Annotated in this window: 19 protein-coding genes and 1 pseudogene; 12 read left to right on the top strand and 8 right to left on the bottom strand. The window is 67.3% G+C overall.

Annotated elements, in window-relative coordinates; genetic code table 11:
• Positions 1 to 101 precede the first annotated feature (101 nt).
• The 4 genes and pseudogenes from AC1RHV_RS22690 to AC1RHV_RS22675 all read left to right on the top strand — a co-directional run bounded on the left by AC1RHV_RS22690 (position 102) and on the right by AC1RHV_RS22675 (position 4,533).
• Complete coding sequence (locus tag AC1RHV_RS22690; RefSeq protein ID WP_492302029.1) at positions 102 to 1,313, top strand: CaiB/BaiF CoA transferase family protein; 1,212 nt, start codon at positions 102 to 104, stop codon at positions 1,311 to 1,313.
• Positions 1,310 to 2,452, top strand: a pseudogene (locus AC1RHV_RS22685) (acyl-CoA dehydrogenase family protein); the annotation flags it as partial. The gene AC1RHV_RS22690 and the pseudogene AC1RHV_RS22685, both read left to right, overlap by 4 nt.
• 60 nt (positions 2,453 to 2,512) lie before the next feature.
• On the top strand, positions 2,513 to 3,520 hold the full coding sequence (acuI, locus tag AC1RHV_RS22680) for an acrylyl-CoA reductase (NADPH) (protein ID WP_370528709.1): 1,008 nt from the start codon (positions 2,513 to 2,515) through the stop codon (positions 3,518 to 3,520).
• 44 nt (positions 3,521 to 3,564) lie between these two features.
• A complete protein-coding gene (locus tag AC1RHV_RS22675; RefSeq protein ID WP_054450406.1) occupies positions 3,565 to 4,533 on the top strand; it encodes a tripartite tricarboxylate transporter substrate binding protein in 969 nt (322 codons plus the stop codon).
• 51 nt (positions 4,534 to 4,584) lie between these two features.
• On the opposite strand, the gene norR is transcribed toward AC1RHV_RS22675, so the two are convergent.
• Entirely contained in the window at positions 4,585 to 6,108 is a 1,524-nt protein-coding gene (gene norR, locus AC1RHV_RS22670; protein WP_175159615.1) for a nitric oxide reductase transcriptional regulator NorR, read from the bottom strand.
• 152 nt (positions 6,109 to 6,260) lie between these two features.
• Here norR and ytfE point away from each other — a divergent pair, with 152 nt between their 5' ends.
• On the top strand, positions 6,261 to 6,941 hold the full coding sequence (ytfE, locus tag AC1RHV_RS22665; RefSeq protein ID WP_054450410.1) for an iron-sulfur cluster repair protein YtfE: 681 nt from the start codon (positions 6,261 to 6,263) through the stop codon (positions 6,939 to 6,941).
• Between the two features lie 25 nt (positions 6,942 to 6,966).
• On the opposite strand, the gene AC1RHV_RS22660 is transcribed toward ytfE, so the two are convergent.
• Complete coding sequence (locus AC1RHV_RS22660; protein ID WP_119449037.1) at positions 6,967 to 7,275, bottom strand: DUF1272 domain-containing protein; 309 nt, start codon at positions 7,273 to 7,275, stop codon at positions 6,967 to 6,969.
• 171 nt (positions 7,276 to 7,446) lie between these two features.
• On the opposite strand from AC1RHV_RS22660, the gene AC1RHV_RS22655 reads away from it, so the two are divergent.
• The 7 genes from AC1RHV_RS22655 (at position 7,447) to AC1RHV_RS22625 (ending at position 15,373) form a co-directional block, all read left to right on the top strand.
• Positions 7,447 to 8,364 (top strand): DUF808 domain-containing protein, encoded by a 918-nt coding sequence (locus tag AC1RHV_RS22655; RefSeq protein ID WP_175159617.1) that lies wholly within the window; start codon positions 7,447 to 7,449, stop codon positions 8,362 to 8,364.
• A gap of 205 nt (positions 8,365 to 8,569) precedes the next feature.
• Positions 8,570 to 9,439 carry an alpha/beta hydrolase family protein gene (locus AC1RHV_RS22650; RefSeq protein WP_054450417.1) on the top strand — a complete coding sequence of 290 codons (870 nt, stop codon included), beginning with the start codon at positions 8,570 to 8,572 and terminating at the stop codon, positions 9,437 to 9,439.
• A gap of 61 nt (positions 9,440 to 9,500) precedes the next feature.
• Positions 9,501 to 10,445 (top strand): ABC transporter permease, encoded by a 945-nt coding sequence (locus AC1RHV_RS22645; protein WP_054450419.1) that lies wholly within the window; start codon positions 9,501 to 9,503, stop codon positions 10,443 to 10,445.
• Complete coding sequence (locus AC1RHV_RS22640; protein WP_054450421.1) at positions 10,442 to 11,260, top strand: ABC transporter permease; 819 nt, start codon at positions 10,442 to 10,444, stop codon at positions 11,258 to 11,260. Before AC1RHV_RS22645 ends, AC1RHV_RS22640 begins: the two co-directional genes overlap by 4 nt.
• Positions 11,260 to 12,915 (top strand): ABC transporter ATP-binding protein, encoded by a 1,656-nt coding sequence (locus AC1RHV_RS22635; protein WP_492302026.1) that lies wholly within the window; start codon positions 11,260 to 11,262, stop codon positions 12,913 to 12,915. Before AC1RHV_RS22640 ends, AC1RHV_RS22635 begins: the two co-directional genes overlap by 1 nt.
• A 91-nt stretch (positions 12,916 to 13,006) precedes the next feature.
• Positions 13,007 to 13,627, top strand: coding sequence for a GntR family transcriptional regulator (locus tag AC1RHV_RS22630; RefSeq protein WP_054450425.1), 621 nt, complete (start codon positions 13,007 to 13,009; stop codon positions 13,625 to 13,627).
• A 186-nt stretch (positions 13,628 to 13,813) separates the two neighbouring features.
• Complete coding sequence (locus AC1RHV_RS22625) at positions 13,814 to 15,373, top strand: ABC transporter substrate-binding protein (RefSeq protein WP_492302024.1); 1,560 nt, start codon at positions 13,814 to 13,816, stop codon at positions 15,371 to 15,373.
• 45 nt (positions 15,374 to 15,418) lie between these two features.
• On the opposite strand, the gene AC1RHV_RS22620 is transcribed toward AC1RHV_RS22625, so the two are convergent.
• From AC1RHV_RS22620 to AC1RHV_RS22595, 6 genes are all read right to left on the bottom strand, one after another.
• The gene (locus tag AC1RHV_RS22620; RefSeq protein ID WP_492302022.1) at positions 15,419 to 16,414 is read right to left on the bottom strand and encodes a Bug family tripartite tricarboxylate transporter substrate binding protein; all 996 of its coding nucleotides are present in this window, start codon (positions 16,412 to 16,414) and stop codon (positions 15,419 to 15,421) included.
• 43 nt (positions 16,415 to 16,457) lie between these two features.
• Entirely contained in the window at positions 16,458 to 17,384 is a 927-nt protein-coding gene (locus tag AC1RHV_RS22615; RefSeq protein ID WP_125473040.1) for an allantoinase PuuE, read from the bottom strand.
• 24 nt (positions 17,385 to 17,408) lie between these two features.
• Positions 17,409 to 17,906 (bottom strand): ureidoglycolate lyase, encoded by a 498-nt coding sequence (locus AC1RHV_RS22610; RefSeq protein ID WP_460360267.1) that lies wholly within the window; start codon positions 17,904 to 17,906, stop codon positions 17,409 to 17,411.
• A gap of 1 nt (position 17,907) precedes the next feature.
• The gene (locus AC1RHV_RS22605; RefSeq protein WP_054450430.1) at positions 17,908 to 18,546 is read right to left on the bottom strand and encodes a GntR family transcriptional regulator; all 639 of its coding nucleotides are present in this window, start codon (positions 18,544 to 18,546) and stop codon (positions 17,908 to 17,910) included.
• 586 nt (positions 18,547 to 19,132) lie between these two features.
• The gene (locus AC1RHV_RS22600) at positions 19,133 to 20,698 is read right to left on the bottom strand and encodes an ABC transporter substrate-binding protein (protein WP_054450431.1); all 1,566 of its coding nucleotides are present in this window, start codon (positions 20,696 to 20,698) and stop codon (positions 19,133 to 19,135) included.
• Between the two features lie 36 nt (positions 20,699 to 20,734).
• Positions 20,735 to 21,871 carry a C45 family autoproteolytic acyltransferase/hydrolase gene (locus AC1RHV_RS22595; protein WP_175181216.1) on the bottom strand — a complete coding sequence of 379 codons (1,137 nt, stop codon included), beginning with the start codon at positions 21,869 to 21,871 and terminating at the stop codon, positions 20,735 to 20,737.
• Positions 21,872 to 21,937 lie beyond the last annotated feature (66 nt).

Below are 21,937 nucleotides of genomic sequence, written 5' to 3'. Positions count from 1 at the left end.
CCGTGCTGGAATACGCCGCAAGGTTGCATACCGGGAAATCGGGGCGGCGGATGCCGTCCCGGAACACGCTGTGAATTTAACTCACCGGAAAGGGAGCAGGCATGCTGCAGGGCAAGGTCATACTGGATCTGACGTGGGTGCTGGGCGGGCCGTTTGCCGGCCAATTGCTGGCGCAACTGGGTGCCGAGGTCATCAAGGTCGAACCGGTGGGCGGCGATTATGCGCGCTCGGTGCCTCCCGTTTCCGACGTGCAGGATTCGCCGTTCTTCCTGTCGGTGAACCGGGGCAAGCGCAGCGTGGCGCTGGACCTGAAGCATCCTTTGGGCCGCCAGGCGTTCCAGGATCTGGTGCGCGAGGCGGATGCGGTGATCTATGGCTTCGCCTCGGACGTGCCGGCACGGCTGGGACTGGATCACGACACCCTGGCCGCAATCAATCCACGCATCGTGGTCGGCCAGCTGATCGGGCTGGACGACCGAGGTCCCTATGCAGGCGCGCCAGCGTTCGACCTGATGCTGCAGGCCATGTCGGGTTTGATGAGCATCACGGGGGAGGCCGGCGGCAAGCCGGTGCGCGTCGGTTATCAGGTGGCGGATCTGGCGGGCGGGCTGTACCTGGCGCTGGCTGTCGCCGCTGCGCTGGTGCAGGCGCAGGCCAGCGGCGTGGGAGAGCAGGTGCAGGTGTCGCTGTTCGATGCGCAGATGGCCATGCTGACCTGGCAGGCCCAGGGCTATCTGCAGGGCGGTCCCGTGCCGCGCGCCAGCGGGGCGCGTCACGGCATGATCGCGCCCAGCGACATTTACCGCACGTCGGACGGGCGCTGGATCGCCTTGGCGCCCACCGGCGATGCGTTCTGGCAGGCCTTGTGCGCCGCGATCGGGCTGCCGGAACTGGCCACGGACGCCCGCTACGCCACGCCCGCGGCGCGCGTGGCCAACGTGGATGCGCTGACCGAGGCCTTGTCAGGCGCCATCGGCGCGCGCAGCGCGCAGGAATGGCTGGATATCTTCGAGGCGCGGCGCGTGCCCGCCGCGCTGGTGTTGGGCGTGGACGAGGCGCTGGCGCATCCGTTGGCGGCGTCGCGCGGCATGGTGGAAGAGGTGGCCAGGCCGCAAGGCGGCGAGCCCGTTCGCATGCTCGGCAATCCCTTCAAGTTCGCAGGCCAGCCGCAGCTGGACTATCCGCCGGCCCTGGGGCAGGACACCGAGGCGTTGCTGCGCGCCATGGCGGGTTATGACGACGCCAGCCTGGCCGCCTTGCAGGCGGCGGGCGTGATCCGGACTGGCGCCGCGACAGCGGGAGCAATGCAATGACCGCCGCCGCGGACGAGCGCGACGCAGGCTTGCGCGAGGACGAGCGCGCGCTGCTGCGCGGCCTGGCGTCGTTTGCGCAGGAGGCGGTAGCGCCGCTGGCCGTGGCGGGCAGCGGCGCGCAGGATTGGGCCGGCGTCCAGATCCGCGACGCATGCCGGCGCGGATATGGCGGCATCGAGATCCCGGCGCGGGACGGCGGGCTGGGACTGTCCTACCGCATGCGGGCCCGGGCGGCGGAGACGCTGGCGGCGACGGATTTTGCCTTCGCCTTCGCGTTCATCAATCAGCACAACGTGGCCTTGCGCATTGCCGAACATGGCAGCGCCGCGGCGCGCGAGCGTTACCTGCCGGGGCTGCTGGCGGGCGACCTGATCGGGGGCACCGCCATGTCGGAGCCGCGCGCGGGCAGCGATTTCGCCGCCGTCGCCACGCGGGCGCGGCGGCAGGATGGCGGCGGGTGGATCCTGGACGGCGAAAAGGCCTGGGTGGCCAATGCCGCGGGCGGCGAGCTGGCGCTGGTGTTCGCGCAGACCGATCCGGCGCGCGGGCCGGCCGGCATCGCCTGCTTCATCGTCGACCTGCGTGCGCCGCAATGCCTGCGTCTGACGGACGCGGCGCTGGAAGGCCTGGGGGCGGCCGGCATCGCCGGCATCCGCCTGGAAGGCTATCGGGCCGAGGACAGCGACATGCTGTATGCGCCGGGCCAGGGTTTCCAAATGGCGCTGGCCGGCGTGAACAAGGCGCGCACGCACATCGCGGCGATGGCGGCGGGCCTGCTGGACAGCGCGTTGAGGCTGGCGGTGCGCCACGCGTCCGCGCGCCAGGCTTTCGGCCGCCCCATCATCGAACAGCAGGGTTTGCGCTGGTCGCTGGCGGACGTGTCGATGCGGCTGCAGATCCTGCGCATGTTGACGGACCGCGCCGCGGGCCTGATCGATGCCGGTTCGGACGAGGCGGTCCCGGCCGCGGCCATGGCCAAGAAATACGCCGGCGAGGAATGCCTGGACGGCGTTTCCGCCTGCATCCAGGCCCTGGGCGCAACGGGCTTGCTGCCGGCGCAGGGCATGGGACGGCGGCTGTTGGCGGCCAAGGCATTGTGTTTTGCCGACGGCACCACCGAAATGATGAACGAGCGTATCGCGGCCGGCCTGGCCTTGCGATTCGCAGGGACGGCGCCTGCCACGGTGGCTGGCGCAACGATGCACAGGGAGGAAGGAATGTCGTATCAGGCCTTGAAGCTGACGCGAGGCGAGGACGGCGGCACGCAGGCGCGCCTGACACAGATCGCGCAAGACGAGCTGCCTGAGGGCGAAGTGCTGGTGGAGGTGGCGTACTCGTCGCTGAACTACAAGGACGCCCTGGCGATCACCGGAAAGTCGCCGGTGGTGCGCAGTTTTCCCATGGTGCCTGGGATCGATTTCGCCGGTACCGTGCGCCGCAGCGCCGATCCGCGCTTCAAGCCGGGCGACGCGGTGCTGCTCAATGGCTGGGGCCTGGGCGAGACGCGCTGGGGCGGATTGGCGCAAGCCGCGCGCGTGCCAGCCGACTGGCTGCTGCCCTTGCCGGCGGGCCTGGATGCCCGCCAGGCCATGGCCATCGGCACGGCGGGCTACACGGCCATGTTGTGCGTGATGGCGCTGGAACGCCACAACGCCACGCCCGAAGGCGGGCCGGTGCTGGTGACAGGCGCCAACGGCGGCGTCGGCACCGTCGCCATCGCGCTGCTGGCGGGCAAGGGATACACGGTCACGGCGAGCACCGGACGTCCGCAGGAAGCGGACTACCTGCGGAGCCTGGGCGCCAGCGGCATCCTGGACCGCGCCGCGTTGTCGGCGCCGGGCAAGCCGCTGCAGAAAGAGGCTTGGGCGGCGGCGGTCGATTGCGTCGGCAGTCACACGCTGGCCAACGTGCTGGCCGGCATGCGGTACGGCGCGCCCGTGGCGGCCTGCGGACTCGCCCAGGGCATGGATCTGCCGGCCACCGTGGCGCCGTTCATCCTGCGCGGGGTGACGCTGATCGGCGTGGACAGCGTGTATGCGCCCATGGCGCTGCGCGCGGAGGCTTGGCGCAGGCTGGCCGATGAATTGCCGCGCGGCATGCTGGAGGCCAATACGCAGGAGCTGGGCCTGTCGGAAATCGCGGCCGCCGCCGCGCCGTTGCTGGAGGGCAGGATACGCGGCCGCATCGTCGTCGACGTGAATCGATAAGGGCCGCAGCATAGCGACCCGCATACCACCAAAGGAGACTGGGCATGATGAAGCAACGATGGCGTTCCGTCATCGCTGCGGCGGCGCTTTGCGCCACCGCTGGCGCGGCATGGGGACAGGGGTATCCGGACAGGCCGGTGCGGCTGATCGTGCCGTTTCCGCCTGGCGGTTCGGTGGATTACGTGGCGCGCAACATCGCGCCCGTGTTGTCGCAGAAGCTGGGCCAGACCGTGGTGGTGGACAACAAGGGCGGCGCGTCCGGCACCATCGGCACCGCCGAGCTGGCGCGCGCGCCGGCCGACGGCTACACGCTGATGCTGGCTTTCGACTCGCACGCGGTTAACGGTTCGCTGTACAAGAATCTGTCGTACGACACGATCAAGTCCTTCGACTACATCAGCCTGATCGGCACCATGCCCGCAGTGCTGCTGACTGCCAAGAAGACCGGCATCACCACCCTGCAGCAGTTCCTGGACTATGCGCGCGCGCATCCGGGGCAGGTGAACTACGGTTCTTCAGGCGTGGGCGGCTCCAATCACCTGAACCTGGCCGCCCTGGCGGCGCGCACGGGCATCAAGGTGACGCACGTGCCTTATCGCGGGGGCGGCCCGATGTTCAACGCGGTGCTGGGCGGCGAGGTGGATGTGGTCATCGCCAGCCTGCCGACCATCGTTGGCTTCGTGCAGGGCGGGCGCCTGAACGCGCTGGCCATCGGCACGGCGCAGCCCGCGCCCGCGCTGCCGGACGTGCCGCCCATCGCCACGCTGGTGCCCGGCTTCGAAGCCTATTCCTGGGTTGGCATGCTGGCGCCGGCGGGCCTGCCGCCCGAGGTGCGCAAGCGTGTGCAGCAGGCGCTGCGCGACACGCTGGCGACCCCGCAGGTCAAAGACAGCATGGAGCAGGGCGGCTTCAACATCGTGTCCAGCTCGCCGGAGGAATTTCAACAGCGCGTGCAGGCCGAATCGCAGCGGTGGGGCAAGCTGATACAGGACACCGGCATAAAGATCGAATAGCGGCCTGGCATGGGCAGGGCTGCGGGGCCTGCCGGCGCCCCACGCCGCGCCTCAGCCCTTCAGCCCGATGCGTCGCGCCAGCTTGTGCAGATTGCTGGAGTCCACGCCCAGCGCGCGCGCCGCATGGGCCCAGTTGCCCTGGTGCGTTTCCAGCGCCCGGCGGATGGCCTGGCGCTGGCAGGCGTCCACCGCCTCGCGCAGCGTCTGGTCTGGACCGGCGGGCGCGTCGGCATCCTCCTGCGGCGCGGCCAGCGGCATGTCGCCGTCGGACAGGTCCAGCAGCTTGGCGCCCAGCGTCACGATTTCATTGCGCGTGGCGCCGTGGCTGACGGCCTTGATCGCGGCGCGGCTGATGACGTGCTCAAGTTCGCGCACATTGCCGGGCCAGCGGTAGCGGCGCAGCATGTCCTCGGCCTCGGGCGACAGCCGCAGGCTGCGCAGGCCCAGCCGCGCGCGGTTCAGTTCCAGGTAGCGGCCCGCCAGCAGCAGCACGTCATTGCCGCGGTCGCGCAGCGGCGGAATGGGGATGGGATAGACCGACAGCCGGTGATAGAGGTCGGCGCGGAAATCACCGGCGCGCACCAGGTCGCGCAGGCTGCGGTTGGTGGCAGCCAGGATGCGCACGTCGACGCGGCGCGGCCGGTCGTCGCCCAGGCGCTGGATTTCGCCGTTCTGCAAGGTGCGCAGCAGCTTGGCTTGCACCAGCAGCGGCAGTTCGCCCACTTCGTCCAGGAACAGCGTGCCGCCGTTGGCGGCCTCGAAGCGGCCGGGGCGGTCGGCCACGGCGCCCGAGAAGGCGCCCTTGGCGTGGCCGAACAGTTCGCTCTCGGCCAGCGATTCGGGCAGGGCCGCGCAATTCACGTGCACCAGCGGCTTGTCGCGACGGCGGGAGAGCCGGTGCACGCGATGCGCGAACAGTTCCTTGCCGACGCCAGTCTCGCCTAGAAGCAGGATGGGCAGCTCCGAGTCCGCCACCACCTGGATCTCATGCAGCAGTCGGCCGATGGCTTCGCTTTGTCCCAGGATCTCGTTGTTGTCGGCGACGGCGCTGTCGGCCGGTTCGGCGCCGCGCGCCACGCGCAGCGCGCGGATTTCCGCTTCCAGGCGCGTGGTGCGCAAGGCGGCTTCCAGCAGCACGATGTAGTCGCGCAAGTCCGACTGGGCCTCGGCGTCGAAAGTGCCGACTTCCAGCGCGTCCAGCGTCAGCACACCCCAGGGGCGGCCCTCGATGTGCAGGCTGGTGCCCATGCAGTCGTGCACCGGCAGCGGTTCCCCGGCCATGCCGTTGATCAGGCCGTCATAGGGATCGGGCAGGGTGCTGTCGTGGTGGAAACAGGTGACGCCGCGCCGCGCCAGGATGGCCGCCAGCCGCGGGTGCTGCTGCACGGCGAAGCGGCGGCCCAGGGCGTCTTGCGTCAGGCCGTCGACCGCGATAGGGCGCAGATGGTCTTCCTCCAGTTGCAGCAGCGCCACCGCGCCGCAACGGAAATGCGTGCGCAGGCTGGACACCAGCCGCTGCAGGCGGACGGCGGGGGGCAGGTCGGCGACCAGATCGGCAAGCAGGAGGTTTTGCATGGGGTGAATTTTACCGTTCGGGGTGGTTTAAACCTCACGTTTGCAGGGTGATATTCACCCTTTAATTTGCAGTTCATTGATAAATAGCAAGTTTTTCCTGGCACGGATTTCGCATTGCTTTCTGTACCCGTCACGAACTATGGAGAGACGCGATGAGCATGGTTGAGCAATCCCTGGGGCAGTTGGCCCGCAGCATCCCTGGCGCCACGCAGGTGTTTCATGAGTACCAGCTGGACTTCTGCTGTGGCGGCAAGAAGAGCCTGGCCGAGGCGGCGGCCCAGCGCTCGCTGGACGCGGCACAGATCGAGGCGCGCCTGATGGAGCTGGCGCGCAGCCCGTCCCACGAGACGGATTGGGGGCTGGCCTCGCCGGCCGAACTGGTCGATCACATCCTGGCGCGCTACCACGAGGTGCATCGCCAGCAACTGCCCGAGCTGATCCGGCTGGCGCTGAAGGTGGAGCAGGTGCACGCCGACAGCCCGGACTGCCCGACCGGCCTGGCCGATCACCTGCGCGTGATGCAGCAGGAACTGGAAAGCCATATGCAGAAGGAGGAACAGGTGCTGTTCCCGATGCTGGCGCGCGGCCATGGCGCCATGGCCGGCATGCCCATCATGGTCATGCGCGCCGAGCACGACGACCACGGCGTGGCGCTGGAACGGCTGCTGGCGCTGACCCACGACATCACGTTGCCGCGCGCCGCCTGCAACACCTGGCGGGCGCTGTACCTGGGGCTGCGCACCTTCAAGGAAGACCTGATGGCGCACATCCACCTGGAAAACAACATCCTGTTCGAGAACGCGGCCAGTCCGGCGGCGCACGCGCGCAGCTAGTGTCCGCGTCCGGGCGCCGCAACAGCTAGCGGCGTTCCGGCGGAATGCCGTCCAGGCTGCGCCGCAGGGCCTCGTGCGCGGCCAGATCGACCGGGCGGTGCTTGCGCTCGGCGCTGGCTGGGTACTTGCCCAGGAAATTCCCGCCTTTGCGGTCGCTGGCCGGGCGCACGGGCCGGGACGCGAAGCCGCCGCCGCAATTGGGGCAGACATTGCCCAGCAATCCTTCGGCGCAGGCAGCGCAGAAGGTGCATTCAAAGCTGCATATCCGGGCGGCGGTGGAGTCTGGCGGCAGCGCCGCATCGCAGTGTTCGCAGCTGGGTCGCAAGGCAAGCATGTGGCCTCCTGGGGCGAGTGTCGGGTTCTGGCGCCAGGGTAGGCCGGGATGGCCGGCGGCGCCATTGGCATTACGGACAGAAAAGAAGTGAAAACGGCCAGGCTGGTTACGCTTGGCGGGCGGCTGCCGCCTGTACACTCGAAAATCCTTTCGAGGCACAGGGGATTCTTGATGGCTGGAAGCAGCTTCTTTGCACTGTTCGACGATATCGCGACCATCCTGGACGACGTGTCCGTGATGACCAAGGTCGCGGCCAAGAAGACGGCCGGGGTGCTGGGCGACGACCTGGCATTGAACGCCCAGCAGGTCACGGGCGTGCCGGTCAACCGGGAACTGCCGGTCGTCTGGGCGGTGGCCAAGGGCTCCTTCATCAACAAGCTGATCCTGGTGCCGGCGGCGCTGCTGATCAGCGCCTTCGCGCCCTGGGCCGTGACGCCCCTGCTGATGGTGGGCGGGGCCTTTCTCTGCTACGAAGGCGTGGAGAAGCTGGCGCACAAGTTCCTGCCGCACGGCGATTCGGACGAAGGCAATCACGCCGCGCGGGCCGAAGCCCTGCAGGACGACTCGGTCGATATGGTGGCGTTCGAGCGCGACAAGATCAAAGGCGCAATACGCACGGACTTCATCCTGTCGGCGGAAATCATCGTCATCAGCCTGGGGGCGGTGGCGGATGCGGACTTCACCCGTCAGGTGCTGGTGCTGTCGGTCATCGCCATCGCGATGACGGTCGGGGTCTACGGCCTGGTGGCCGGCATCGTCAAGCTCGACGACCTGGGCCTCTACCTCAGCCAGAAGTCGTCCCAGGCCATGGCCTGGCTGGGCCGGCGCATCGTGGGCGCGGCGCCCTATCTGATGAAGACGCTGTCGGTGGTTGGCACCGCCGCCATGTTCATGGTGGGCGGCGCCATCCTGACTCACGGCATCCCGCCGGTGCAGGCCGCGGTCGATCAGGCCGCCGCCGCGGTCGGCGGGGGCGGGGTGGTGCAGGCGCTTACGGCCACCTTGCTCAACGCCTTGTTCGGCATCGTGGCCGGAGCCGTGGTGCTGGGGGCGGTCAGCCTCGCCAAGCGGTTGTTCAAGAAAGGTTGAAGCGGGCAGGCGTCGTCCCGCCCGGCGGGACGCGCCCCGAGCCATCCAGGGGAGCGCCGCGGCGCTCCCTTTTTACGTTCCTAGGGAATCCCCTGCCTTGTTGGGCCGGAATACGTGCGCCTAAAATTGGCGCCAATTTATGTGATCATTATTTTGACCACCGGCACAGACCATCGGCCTCTGCGGCCATGGAAACGAGGAAATCATGCAGTCCAACGCAGCACTTGCCATCCAGCCCGACGCCGCCCGCGCGCGGGCCATGTACGACCTGGGCCACAGCACCGTCTTCGCCGCCCGCTCCGATCCGCGCTTTTCCTATTGCACCTATGTCCCGCCGCACATCGACAGCGCCAGGCATCCGATGCAGCTGGTGGTGATCATGCACGGCACCGGCCGCGCCTTCGTGGAATACCGCGACGCGTTCGCCGAGTTCGCCCGCTGGAACGACTGCATCGTGCTGTGCCCGCTGTTCCCCGTGAGCCCGCTGGGCGACGGCAATCGCGACGGCTTCAAGCAATTGCGCGAAGGCAACATCCGCTACGACGAGATCCTGCTGGACATGGTGGCGGAAGTGGGCGAGAAGTTCGGCTGCGACTTCAAGAAGTTCGGCCTGTTCGGCTACTCCGGCGGCGGCCAGTTCGTGAATCGATTCGCCTACCTGCACCCGGAAAGCCTGTGGGCCGTGTCGATCGGCGCGCCGGGCTCGGTCACGCTGCTGGATCCCAGCCAGGATTGGTGGGTGGGCGTGCGCGATGCCGAGACCCGTTTCGGCAAGCGCATCGACATCGAAGCGCTCAAGCAGGTGGCGGTCCACATGATCGTGGGCAAGGCCGACCTGGAAACCTGGGAAATCACTCACCGCGAAGGCGGAAAGTTCTTCATGCCCGGCGCCAACTCGGCCGGCAATACCCGCCCGGAGCGCCTGGAGTCGCTGCGCCGTTCGTTCGAGGCGCAAGGCGTGAACGCGGTGCTGGACGTGGTGGAAAACGTGCCGCATGACGGCTTGAAGTGTGTGGGCCAGGTGCAGGACTTCCTGGCCTCCGCCCTGCGCAAGCTGCGACATGAAGACAACTGAGACCGGCGGACGCGGCGCTTGCGGGCATCCGCGAGTCCGTGACCAGGAATAGGAGAGGGGCATGCTGCGTTTCGCGCTATCCCGGATCGTCATGGCCATACCGACGCTGCTGATCGTGGCGGTGGCGGTATTCGTGATGATCCGGCTCATCCCGGGCGACCCCGCCCAACTGCTGCTGGGTGACCTGGCGACGCCTGCCGCGCTGGCTGACCTGCGGGAGCGGCTGGGGCTGGACCAGACCTGGCTTACCCAGTTCGGCATCTGGTTCGGCAACATGCTGCACGGGGACCTGGGGTCGTCCATCAATACCGGCCAGCCGGTGCTGCCGCTGGTGTGGGACCGCTTCCTGATCAGCGGCCGCGTGGTGGTGGTGGCGGTGCTGTTCGCCGCGCTGGTGGCGGTGCCGGCCGGCATGATCGCCGCCTGGAAGCAGAACAAGGCGCCTGACCTGTTCCTGGTCGGCACGGCCACGCTGCTGGTGTCGATTCCGACCTTCTGGCTGGGTTTGCTGCTGCTGATCTTCTTCGGCCTCAAGCTGCAGTGGCTGCCAGTGGTGGGCTACGTGTCCATCGGCGAGGACTGGAAGGCCGGCCTGCTGTACCTGGCCATGCCCATCCTGACGCTGTTCCTGCATGAGATCGGCGTGCTGATGCGCATGGCGCGGGCCAGCACGCTGGAAGTGCTGCGGCTGGACTACATCACCCATGCGCGCGCCAAGGGGCTGTCGGAATCCGCGGTGTTGATGCGCCACGCGTTCCGCAATGCCTTCGGACCCACCTGGACGCTGATCGGCCTGGTGCTGGGCAACCTGCTGGGCGGCATCGCGGTGGTGGAAACGGTATTCACCATCCCCGGCCTGGGGCGCCTGCTGGTGGACTCCATCTTCGCCCGCGACTACCCCGTGATCCAGGGCTGTCTGCTGTTCGTGGGCGTGGTCTACGTGATCGTGAACCTGTTCATCGACCTTTGCTATCCCCTCTTTGACCCGAGAGTGACCGCCGAATGAAAAAGCGAATTGCAGCCAACGCGCTACTGGGCGGCGTCATCGTGGCGCTGATGCTGGTGGCGGCCGTCATGGGCGCCTTCTGGACGCCGCATGACCCGCTCAAGATCAACTTCGTGGCGCGCCTGAAGCCGCCTGGCGGCGAGTTCCTGCTGGGCACGGACGAATTCGGCCGCGACGAGCTGTCGCGCCTGCTGGCGGGGGCTTCCAGCAGCGTCTGGATCAGCCTGCTGACGGTAAGCTTCGCCATCGTCGCGGGCACGATCATCGGCACCCTGACCGGCTTTGTGCGGGGCTGGACCGACCGCATCATCATGGCCTTCAACAATGCCTTGCTGGCCTTTCCCGGCCTGCTGCTGGCGCTGGGCCTGCTGGCCGTGGTGGGCGCCAACAAATACGGCATCATCCTGGCGCTGGGCCTGGCCTACACGCCCTCGGTGACGCGCATCGTGCGCGGCACGGTGCTGTCGCTGCGCGAGAAGGAGTTCATCGAATCCTCGCGCGTGCTGGGCAACTCCGAGCTCTACACCATGTTCCGCCATGTGCTGCCCAATTGCGTGGCGCCGCTGACGGTGCTGGCGACCTCCATGTTCGGCTGGGTGATCCTGGCGGAAAGCGCGCTGTCCTTCCTGGGCCTGGGCGTACCGCCTCCCGCGCCCACCTGGGGCAACATGCTGGCCGCTGCCCGGCCGTTCATGGCGCAGGCTTCCTATCTATCCATACTTCCCGGCCTGGCCATCGCGCTCGCGCTGCTGGGAATCAATCTGCTGGGCGACGCGGTGCGTGACCGCCTCGATCCCCGCATGAGGGGCGTGTAATGAGCGCATTGGTATCGGTATCGAATCTGTCGCTGACCGTCGGCCCCGGCGGGCGCGAGATCGTCAGCGGAGTGTCCTTCGAGGTGGCGCCCGGTGAGATGGTCGGCATCGTCGGCGAATCCGGCAGCGGCAAGACGCAGGCCGCGCGCGCCATCATGGGCCTGACGCCGTCGCCGTTGGTGGTGGCTGGCGGCTCCATCAAGTTCGAAGGCGTGGACGTGACGCAGGCGTCGCCGGCTGCGCTGCGCAAGCTGCGCGGCGCGCGCATCGGCATGGTGTTCCAGGAGCCGATGACCTCGCTGAATCCGTCCATGCCAATTGGCCGCCAGCTGGATGAGGGCCTGCGCCTGCATCGCAAGGACCTGTCCGCCGCCGCGCGCCGCGAACGCATCCTGGAAATGCTGCGACGGGTCGGCATCCGCGATCCCAAGGGAGCGATGGAAGCCTGGCCGCACGAGTTCTCCGGCGGCATGCGCCAGCGCATGATGCTGGCATCGGTGATGCTGCTGGAGCCAGCGCTGCTGATCGCCGACGAGCCCACCACCGCGCTGGACGCGGTGGTGCAGCGCGACGTGCTGGAACTGATGGTGGACCTGACCCGCGAACACCATACCGCGGTGCTGATGATCAGCCACGACCTGCCAATGGTCGCGCGCTACACCGAGCGCATGGTGGTGATGCAGCATGGCAAGGTGCTGGAGACCGGCGCCACCGCCAGCATCCTGGAGCGGCCGCAGCATCCCTACACGCGCAAGCTGCTGGACGCCATGCCGCGCCGGCTGCCGGCGCGCCAACTGGGCAAGGAGCCGCCCATTGTCGAGGTCAAGAATCTGGTGGTCGATTACGCCGGCCACCAGCGGCTGTTCTCGCGCACTGGCGCCAAGCGTGCGCTCAACGGCATCGACCTGCATGTCAAGCCGCGAGAAGTGGTGGCGGTGGTGGGCGGCTCGGGTTCGGGCAAGACCACGCTGGGCCGGGCCATTGCCGGACTGCTGGCGCCCACTTCGGGCCAGATCCTGTTCCGTGGCCAACCGGTGAACCGCCGGTCGGCGTCCTGGCGCGACTACCGGCTGAACTGCCAGATGGTGTTCCAGGATCCGTATTCCTCGCTGGACCCGCGCATGACCATCGGCCAACTGGTGGGCGAGGGCCTGCGCATGCTGGACGACATGCCCGCGGCGGAAAAGCGACGCCGGGTGGACGAAGTGCTGGCCGAAGTGGGCCTGGGCTCCGAGTACGCCAAGCGCTATCCGCACGAGATGTCGGGCGGGCAGCGTCAGCGCGTGGCGATCGCCCGCGCCATCGTGCGCCGTCCGGCCTTCGTCATCGCCGATGAGCCGGTGTCCGCGCTGGACGTGACCGTGCGCGGGCAGGTGCTGGACCTGTTTGCCGACCTGCAGGAACGCCACGGCTTTTCCTGCCTGTTCATCAGCCACGACCTGGGCGTGGTGGAGCAGGTGGCCGACCGCGTGGTGGTGATGCGTGACGGCGGCATCGTCGAGCAGGGCTCGCGCGACGCCGTGTTCGACCAGCCGCAAGAGGAATACACCCGCAGCCTGCTGTCGGCGATTCCGGCGCTGGAATCCACCGATACCGGCGGCGTGCGCCTGCGCTGGCGGCTGGACCAACAGGAGCCGTTGCGGGCCAGCGCCTGAGGGCCGGGTATCCCAGGGGGCGACGGCGCCGTACCCCAGGGATACTTACGCATAAAATACGCGCTTCGGATTTGATAGACGGGAGTGGTCCATGCCGAAAGCGGCAACGGCGCAACCCGGCCTGGTTGATCGCATCGCCCACGATATACAGGCGGGCGTTTACGGTCCCGGCGCCTGGCTGAAACAGATCGACCTGCAGGAACGCTACGACGCCAAGCGTCTGGACGTCCGGCGGGCGCTAGACCAATTGGCCGCCAAGCGGCTGATCGCGCACATCCCGAACCGGGGCTATCACGTCTATGCCATGGATCCGGACCAGCATCTGCAGATCCGCGACATCCGCATCCTGCTGGAAACGGGCGCGGCGGCGGACCTGATGCCCAACGTCACCGCGGGCAAAGTCAAGGCACTGCGCACCCTGGCCGAACGCTTCGCCAAGCTGTTGCAGGACGGCACGCTGCTGGAACAGTACGAGGTCAACCTGGCTTTCCACGCGGGCATGTACGACATGTGCCGCAATCGCGAACTGGTCGCGCTGATCCACGAAACGCGCGCCCGCGGCCCGGCGGCGCCAGCCAAGGAATGGGTGACGCGTTCGCGCATCGAGATCTCCGCGCGCGAGCATTTCGACATGGTGGACGCGCTGGAAGCCCGCGACGTCAAGCGTCTGCAAAAAATCATTGCCCAGCACGTGGGGCAGGACATCTCCTGACGCTGCCAGCGTGTCCCGCGCTGCACGCATGCGGCGGCCTTCGGAAAGAAGGCCGCCGTTTTTCATTCCGGCGGCGTCTTCAGGGATACCCCCGATAGCGGAGCGGCGCATTCCGCTCATAATGGGCAGCTAATTTTGGCGCCAATATATGCGTGAATTTTGCGCCGCACGCCGGGGAGTTTTTGCATGCACCACGTTTTCGTACCCAGAGCGCTCGCGCTCAGCCTGGCGCTGGCCGCCGCCGGTTCGGCCCAGGCCGCGCTGCTGACCATCGCCCAGCCCGCCGACATCCGCTCGACCAACCCCGGCGTCAACCGCGACAACACCACCGACGGCGTGGTGCTCAACATCGTGGAAGGTCTGGTCGGCTACCGCGAGAACGGCACTGTGGGCCCTCTGCTGGCGAAGTCGGTGGACCTGTCGGAAGACGGCCTGACCTACACCTTCAAGCTGCGCGACGGCGTCAAGTTTCACAACGGCGCCGCGCTGACCTCGGCCGACGTGATCTGGAGCTGGCAGCGCTACATGGATCCCAAGACGGACTGGCGCTGCCGCAGCGACTTCGACGGCCGCAACGGCCTGAAAGTGACGGACGTGTCCGCGCCCGACGCGCAGACCGTGGTGATGAAGGTGGACCGCAAGTCGGCCGTGTTCCTGGATTCGCTGGCCCGCACCGATTGCGGCATGACCGCCATCATCTCCAAGGATTCGGTCGCGGCCGACGGTTCCTGGATCAAGCCGGTGGGCACCGGCCCCTACATGTTCAAGGACTGGAAGCGCGGCGAATACACCTTGCTGACGGCCTACAAGGACTACGTCTCGCCCGCCGGCGACAAATCGGACGGCTACGTGGGGTCCAAGCGTCCGCTGGCCGACGAGGTCAAGTTCCTGGTGGTGCCGGATCCTTCCACTTCGAAGGCAGGCCTGCTGTCGGGCGCGATCGACGCCGCGCAGATCACCAACACCGACGTGGGCGAACTGAAGAACGCCAAGAACCTGACGGTGTTCAGCCCGCATGACGCGGTCAAGCACGTGCTGCTGTTCCAGACCGAGGATCCGGTCCTGAAGAATGTGAAGATCCGCCAGGCCATCGCCGCCTCGCTGGATATTCCGCAGGTCGTGGCCGCCGCCTCCGAAGGCCTGGGCCAGCTAAACAATTCCGCCGTCTACGCGGGGTCGGCCTATTACAAGGACGCGGAAAAGCGCGGCTACAAATACGATCCGGCCCGGGCGCAGCAATTGCTGAAGGAAGCCGGCTACAAGGGCGAGCCCGTGGTCATCTACGCCAACAAGCGCGCCCACGTACCGAGCTATCAAGTCGCGGTGATCGCCCAGGCCATGATGCAGGCGGTGGGCATCAACGCCAAGATCGAGGTGCTGGAATGGGCCACGCAGTTGGACCGCTACAACACCGGCAAGTACCAGATCAGCTCGTTCTCGTTCTCTTCGCGCCTGGATCCGTCGCTGAGCTTCGAGCAATTTTCGGGCGACAAGGCCAAGCAGCCGCGCAAGGTCTGGGATGACCCGGCGGCGCAGAAGCTGATAGATGAGAGCTTTCTCGAATCCGATCCGGCCAGGCGCCAGGCGCTGTTCGACCAGCTGCACGCCCTGATGCTGGAACAGACCCCCATGCTGATGCTGTACAACGGCGCGGATGCATGGGCATCCAGCAAGCGCGTGGAAGGATTCTCGGTCTGGGAAGGCAAGCCGCGGGCCTGGGAAACCAAGGTCCGCGACGGCAAGTAAGACGCTTGACGGCGCCGGGCCGCCAGTGCGGCCCGGCCTGAATCGCTAGTCGAGCTTCACGCCCGCCTGCTTGATCACCGCGGCCCAATCGCGCACTTCATTGCCCAGGAACGCACTCAGCTCGGCCTGCGTGGACGGCGCCAGGATCAGGCCCTCGTCGGCAAAACGCTTGCGCAGCTCGGCGTTGGTCAGCACCTTCTCCAGCGCCGGTTGCAGGCGCTGCACCACTTCCGCCGGCACGCCGGCGGGCGCCATCAGGCTGTACCAAGTGGTGGCTTCCAGTCCCTTCACGCCTTGCGATGCGGCGGTCGTGACTTCGGGCAGGGCGGGCGACTTCTCGATACCCGTCACCGCCGCGGCGCCGACCCGGCCGCCCTTGTACTGCGGCAGCATCTCCACCACCTGCGTCACGCCCATGCTCAACTCGCCCGAGGCCACCGCCAGCAGCACGGGCGCGCTGCCCTTGTAGGGCACGTGCACCAGTTTCCCGCCCGTGGCCAGGTTCAGCACTTCACCGGTCAGGTGGGTGATGCTGCCCGCGCCGGAAGAGCCGAAGGTCAGCTTGCCCGGATCCTTGTTCGCCAGGGCGATCAGCTCGGGAAGGTTCTTCGCCTGCAGGCCCGGATTGACCGCGAATACCAGCGGGCTCTTGCCCACCAGCGTGATCGGCGTGAAGTCCTTGGCCGGGTCGTAGTTCAGGTTCGGATACAGGCTGGGCGCGATGGCCAGCGTGGACACGTTGCCCAGCAGCAGCGTGTAGCCGTCGGGCTCCGCTCGCGCCACCGCATTGGTGCCGATGGTGCCGCCCGCGCCGGCGCGGTTTTCCACGATGACCTGCTTGCCCAGCGTGTCGTTCAACTGCTGCGACAGTGCGCGCGCCAGGGTGTCGGCCGCGCCGCCGGGCGGGAAGGGCACGACGATGCGGATCGGTTTGCTGGGATAGGCCTCGGCTTGCGCCGCCGGGCTCAGGCCCAGCGCCAGCAACCCGGCCAGGGCCGTGGCCAGCAGGCCGCGGCGATTGATTTTCTGGTACTTCGACATGCTGCTCTCCTGATGAGAAAACGTGGGCGATGCAGAAAATGAATCAGCGCGCGGCGCCCTGGGCGGCCGGATGGTGCGCATGCCAGTGGCGCGCGATGTCGGCGCGCCGGCAGACCCAGACGTCGCCGTGCGCCGCCACGTGGTCCAGGAAGCGCGCCAGGCCCGCCGCGCGGCCCGGCTGGCCGACCAGGCGCAGATGCAGCCCCACGGACATCATCTTGGGAGCCGTGGCGCCTTCCTCGTACAGCATGTCGAACGCGTCGCGCAGGTACTCGAACAGGTCCTGCCCCGTGGCCATGCCGCCGCGGATGAACTTGGCGTCGTTGTTGGCCAGGCCGTAGGGCACCAGCAGATGAGGCTTGCCGGCAACTTCGGTCCAGTAGGGCAGCTCGTCGTTGTAGGTGTCGGAGTCGTAGAGAAAACCGCCTTCCTCGGCCAGCAGGGCGCGGGTGTTCAGGCTGGGGCCGTAGCGGCAATACCAGCCCAGCGGCCGCGAGCCCACCGTGCGGGTGATCGATTCCACGGTGCGGCGGATGCGCTCGCGTTCCTCTTCCAGCGTCAGGTTCTGGTGCCGTTCCCAGCGCCAGCCGTGCGCGCACACGTCATAGCCCGCCGCCTTGATGGCCTCGCAGACTTCCGGATTGCGTTCCAGCGCCAGGCCGCAGCCCAGTATCGTGGCCGCCATGCCGCGCTCCTGCAGCAGCCGGTGCACGCGCCAGAAGCCGATCCGGCTGCCATACTCGAACATCGACTCGGCCGCCAGGTCCCGCCCGGCGAAGCCGCCCGCGCCGCCCTCGGTCAGTCCGGTTTCGGATTCAGCGTCGCCGTCCGGCACCGAAGGCTCGCCGCCTTCCTCGTAGTTGATGCAGAGATTCAACGCCAGGCGCGCGCCGCCCGGCCAACGGGGATCGGGCGGGTTGGCGCCGTAGCCGACGAAATCGCGGCGCAAGTGGGGATGATCGGTAGTCATAGCGGGCTAGCCATCGGGATAGGGTCAATCGGAAATCGAAACCAGGGCGTGCGGAGCCGGCGCCTGCCAGAACTCGTCGTCATCGCCGCGGCCGGTCTGGCCCATCAGGACCAGGAACTCCGCCGGCCCCCGCAGCACGGTCAGGCCGTGATGCCAGGCGCCCACGCGGTAGCACACGCCCTGGCTGCCGGTTGCGAGAAACGCTTCCAGCCGCGCCATGTCAGGCAGGTCGTCGGCCCCGGTAGGCGCCACCACCACCAGATAGGGCGAGTCCGTCAGCGGCACGAAACTCTGCGCCGCGTAGCGGTGGCGCTCCATCAGCCGGATCTCCACCGGCCCGGGCGGCGCCGCCTGCACCCGGCTGACCCAGCTGGCGTGCCGCACAACTTCGGGGCTGTGCCGCATGGGCTCGGTCAGATGGTGACGGCGCTCCGCGCCCTGGTGCGCGATCACTTCGCCATAAGGCGCGAAGGCCTCCGGCGTGAGCGGCCGCGGGCGGATCACGAGCGGGGAGGCATCCATGTCACGCGCCATGGCTCAGATACCCCAGCGAATTCACGTAGCTGCGCCGCACGTTCTCCAGATGCGCCGCCATCGCCTGCCGCGCCCGGGTCGATTCCCCCGACAGCAGCGCTTCCACAATCGCCAGATGTTCTTCCCGCGCCTGCACCTGCCGCTGCGGCAGCCGCTCCACATCGCACATCCGCACCTGCCGCCGCGTCGCCGTGATCATCGTCGCCAGATTCCGGTTGCCGCAATACGCCGCCACCAGATCGTGCAGCGCGTTGTCGACCTCCCAATCCGACTTCTCGTCCGGCGTCTTCGCATCCAGCAAAGCCTGCAGCCGCGCCCGCAGCCCTTCCAACGGCTCCGCCGGAATCCGCCCGGTCGCCATCGCCGCGGCTTCGCTCTCCAGCAGGCTGCGGATCTGCAGCAGCTCCAGCAGGTCCGTCACGCCAAACGAGCGCACCACGATGGACCCGTTGGACAGCCGCTCCAGCATCCCTTCACCCAACAACCGGTTCATGGCCGCGCGCAAAGGCGTGCGCGACACCTCCAGCTCATCCGCCAGTCGGCGTTCCTCCAACACTTCCCCCGCCGGAATCCGGCGCGAAACGATCTGGTCCAGCAGGGTTTGATAGGTGCGTTGCGTAGCGTTCATGTGTATTGCAGCGTAAGAAAAAGGCGCGGACGGCAGAGACTCCGAGTTGCCGTCCGGCGCAATGGACGAGAAGGTACCCCACTGGTATCCCAAAGAGATACCAGTAGTATCCCTAATAGGCCGGACTGATGCTGCCAGCCAATCTGAGAGGAGTGAGACGGGGAGAAGAAGAAAAAAGCGGAGGGAAAACTGCGGGGAGAGGAAACTGCGAGTAGAGAAAAAACAAGACCCACGCCAGCGCGCCAGCGCACACCGCCCCGACGCCCCACCACCACGTAAGCTGCTTGCGGCCGCCTGCGCGGCCGCAAGCGGCGGGCCCCGCAAACCTCGCCACTACCCACGGGTCTAACCGCGCAGCGAACCAAGAAACTCGTAGCCCGGCGGCGCGGGCCCTGAGGCTGCGAGCAACCTCGATGCGCCCGAGGGAATCGGAAGGAGCCGCCGCAGGCGGTGACGACGATGACGACGGGGCAGTCCGGAGCGAACGCTCCGGACCGCAATCGTGGGCGCGAGCAGCCTCAGGGCCCGCGCCGCCGGGCGACCTACGAAGACAACGAAGGCACCAACAAAGACAACAAAACCAACATCAAGGCGCCGAAACCCGCTCCACCTCCCAAGCCCGCGGCTTCTTGACCGCCCAAGGCTGATACCCCCTGATATCCGCCCGATAAGCCCCAATATCCAACCCGTTATACAAAGGAATACTAGGCACATCCGCCAGGAACAGCCTATGCAGCTGATCAAACGAAGCCTGCCGCTTCGCATGATCCGTATCCGACGACGCCGCCTCGATCAGCTTCAGCGCCTGCGGATTGTCCCAGACCTTGCGCGGCTGCTTCGCCTTGTCCCCCGTCACCATCTCGTAGTTCAGCGCCGCATCCAGCCGCGCCGAATAGGGGAACGTCATCATCTGGTAAGTGCCCGCGTTATAGCGGTCCAGCTGCGTCGCCCATTCCACCACCGACAACTGCGCCTTGATCCCCACCGCCTGCAGCATCGCCTGGATGATCACCGCCGAGTTGTACGACTGCGGATAGCGCTTGGTCGTCAGGATCGTCAGATCCTGCCCCTTGTAGCCCGCTTCGCCCAGCAGCTTCTGCGCCAGCGCCGGATCGTAGTTCCAGCCCTGCTTCTGCGCCGCGTCATAGTAGGGCGACACCAGCGGCACGATCGAATTGTTGGGCTGAGCCAGGCCTTCCGTCACCGCCGCCGCCAGTTGCTGGTAATCGATCGCGTGCGCCAGCGCCTGCCGCATCTTCGGATTGGCCAGCACCGGATCCTTGGTCTGCATCAGCAATGCCGTCATGCTCATCACCGGCGCATGCGCCACCTTGACGTTCGGCGTGCCTTGCAGCACCGGCACGTCGCTATTGGACACGTCCTCGATGATGTCGATGTTGCCGCGCTGCAGGGCCGCCTTGGCGGTGGAATCGTCCGGCACGATCAGGAAGCGCACCTCGTCCACCAGCGGCCGTTTCGATCCCGTATAACCGTCACGCTTGCCGTCCAGGTTCGAATAGCCCGCGAACTTCGTCAGCCGCACGTACTCGCCGCGCTTCCATTCCGCCAATTCGAACGGCCCGGTGCCGATGGGCTTGTCCCAGGAACCGTCCGCCCGCACCGAATCCTTGGACAGGATGCCAGTGCCGCCGCAGTCGGCGCGCGCCAGCGTCGCCAGGAACAGGCTGCTGGGCTTTTCGATGTGGTAGACCACGGTCTGCGCGTCCGGCGCTTCCACGCCCGTCACCTTGACCGTGCCGCGCCCGTCGAACTCGCTGGCGCAACGCCAGCCCGAATTGGCCGCGGTGTAATGCTGCCAGGTCCACAGCACGTCGGCCGACGTCATCGGCTTGCCGTTGTGGAACTTGATGCCTTCGCGCAGCTTGAAGGTATAGGTCTTGCCGTCCGCGCTGATATCCACCGACTTGGCCAGCAGCGGCCGCACCTCGGCGTCCTCTCCGTAGGCCACCAGGCCCTCGACGATGTGCAGCACCACCGCGTCGCTGTTGCTGTCGCGGTTCACGCCGGGTTCGGTGGAGCGGATATCGGCCGTGAACGAAATGCGCAGCGGCGGGGCGGATTGCGCCCAGGCCGCGCCGGCCATGGAGCCCAGCGCCAGCGCAACCGCGGCGCTCAACAAATGGTTTTTCATCGATACGTTTTCCTGGGGTTGCGCGGGCGCGCCGCTTCAGGCGGCAGCCAGCAGTTCGGGTTCGGCGGTCAGGCTGTAGCGGGTGAAACTGCGGTTCAGCGCCGGCAGCGGCGCCACTTCCATCAGGCCGGCCTCGGGCTCCATGATCACCATCGCCACCGTGGCCGACAGATTGTCGTGGCTGCCGGGGCGCGGCGGACGGCACACGGAATAGGGCGCGCCGAAGTCATCGAACAGCGCGCGCTTCAAGTCTTCGCGCGTCAGCTTGGATTCCTCGTTCAGCAGGCGGCGCACGCGCCAGTCGCGGTAAGCGCTTTCCGGCGTGCTGGCGCGGCCCGTGTCGCGCAGCTTGCTCAGGGCCACTTCGCTGACCCAGTGGTTGGCGTGGACGATGAGATCGTCGCTGCCCGGGTAGATGGGGAAGGCTTCATCGGTGGTGCATTCGTAGTCGACGCCGAAGCCCGCCGCCATGCCGATCATGATGTTGTTCGAGCAGGACTTGGGCGTGGTCGCCACCGCCTTGATCGCCAGCGCGAAGTGTTCCTGTTCCAGCACCTTGCGGCGGATCAACGAAAGCGGCACGCCCAGCTGGCGGAAGTCGCGGTCGGACTCCAGGTAGTTGGCGGTGATCGAGACGCCGGCGCTGTTCAGGCCGCTGCGCGCCAGTCCGCCCGCTTCGACGAAGGTCAGCATGTCGGGGCCGTTGTCGTTGTGCACGCGCAGCACGATGGCGGTCTCGGCGCATTCCGCGCGCCAGTCCCAGTTCTGGCCATGGATCAGGCGGCCGTTGGCCGAGCGGGTCGGCAGGATCAGCGCGCCGGTGCAGCCGTCGCCCGGCTCCAGCTCGGCGGCCTTCTTCTTCTCGGCGCGGGCCTTGGCGATGACTTCGGTGCGCGCGTTCACCATCACGATGTCTTCGAAAGGCACGTCGGCGCCCGCGGCGATGCCGCGCATTTCTTCCAGGTAGTGCGGCGCGAAGTTCTCGATCTCGCGGGCGAAGCCATTGATCAGCTGGGTGCGCGCCATGGCGTCATAGCCCAGGTCGACCAGGGTCTGGCCGTACATCTTGGCGCTCTTGCGCACGCGGTCGGCGGCTTGCTGGCCATACGAGCGGCCGCGGGCCTCGGGCGCGCCCGAAACCGATACGAAGGGAAATTGGGTGATCTGGGTCATGGACTTGGGCGGCGCGCCGCGCCGCAATCTGGGGGTGGGAATTGGATGGCGAAAAAATGTTAGCTT

This window comes from Achromobacter sp. GW823-FHT04E03 (genome assembly GCF_058796095.1).
Note: the sequence above shows the minus strand (reverse complement) of the source record. Positions and strands in the feature narration are given on the sequence as shown.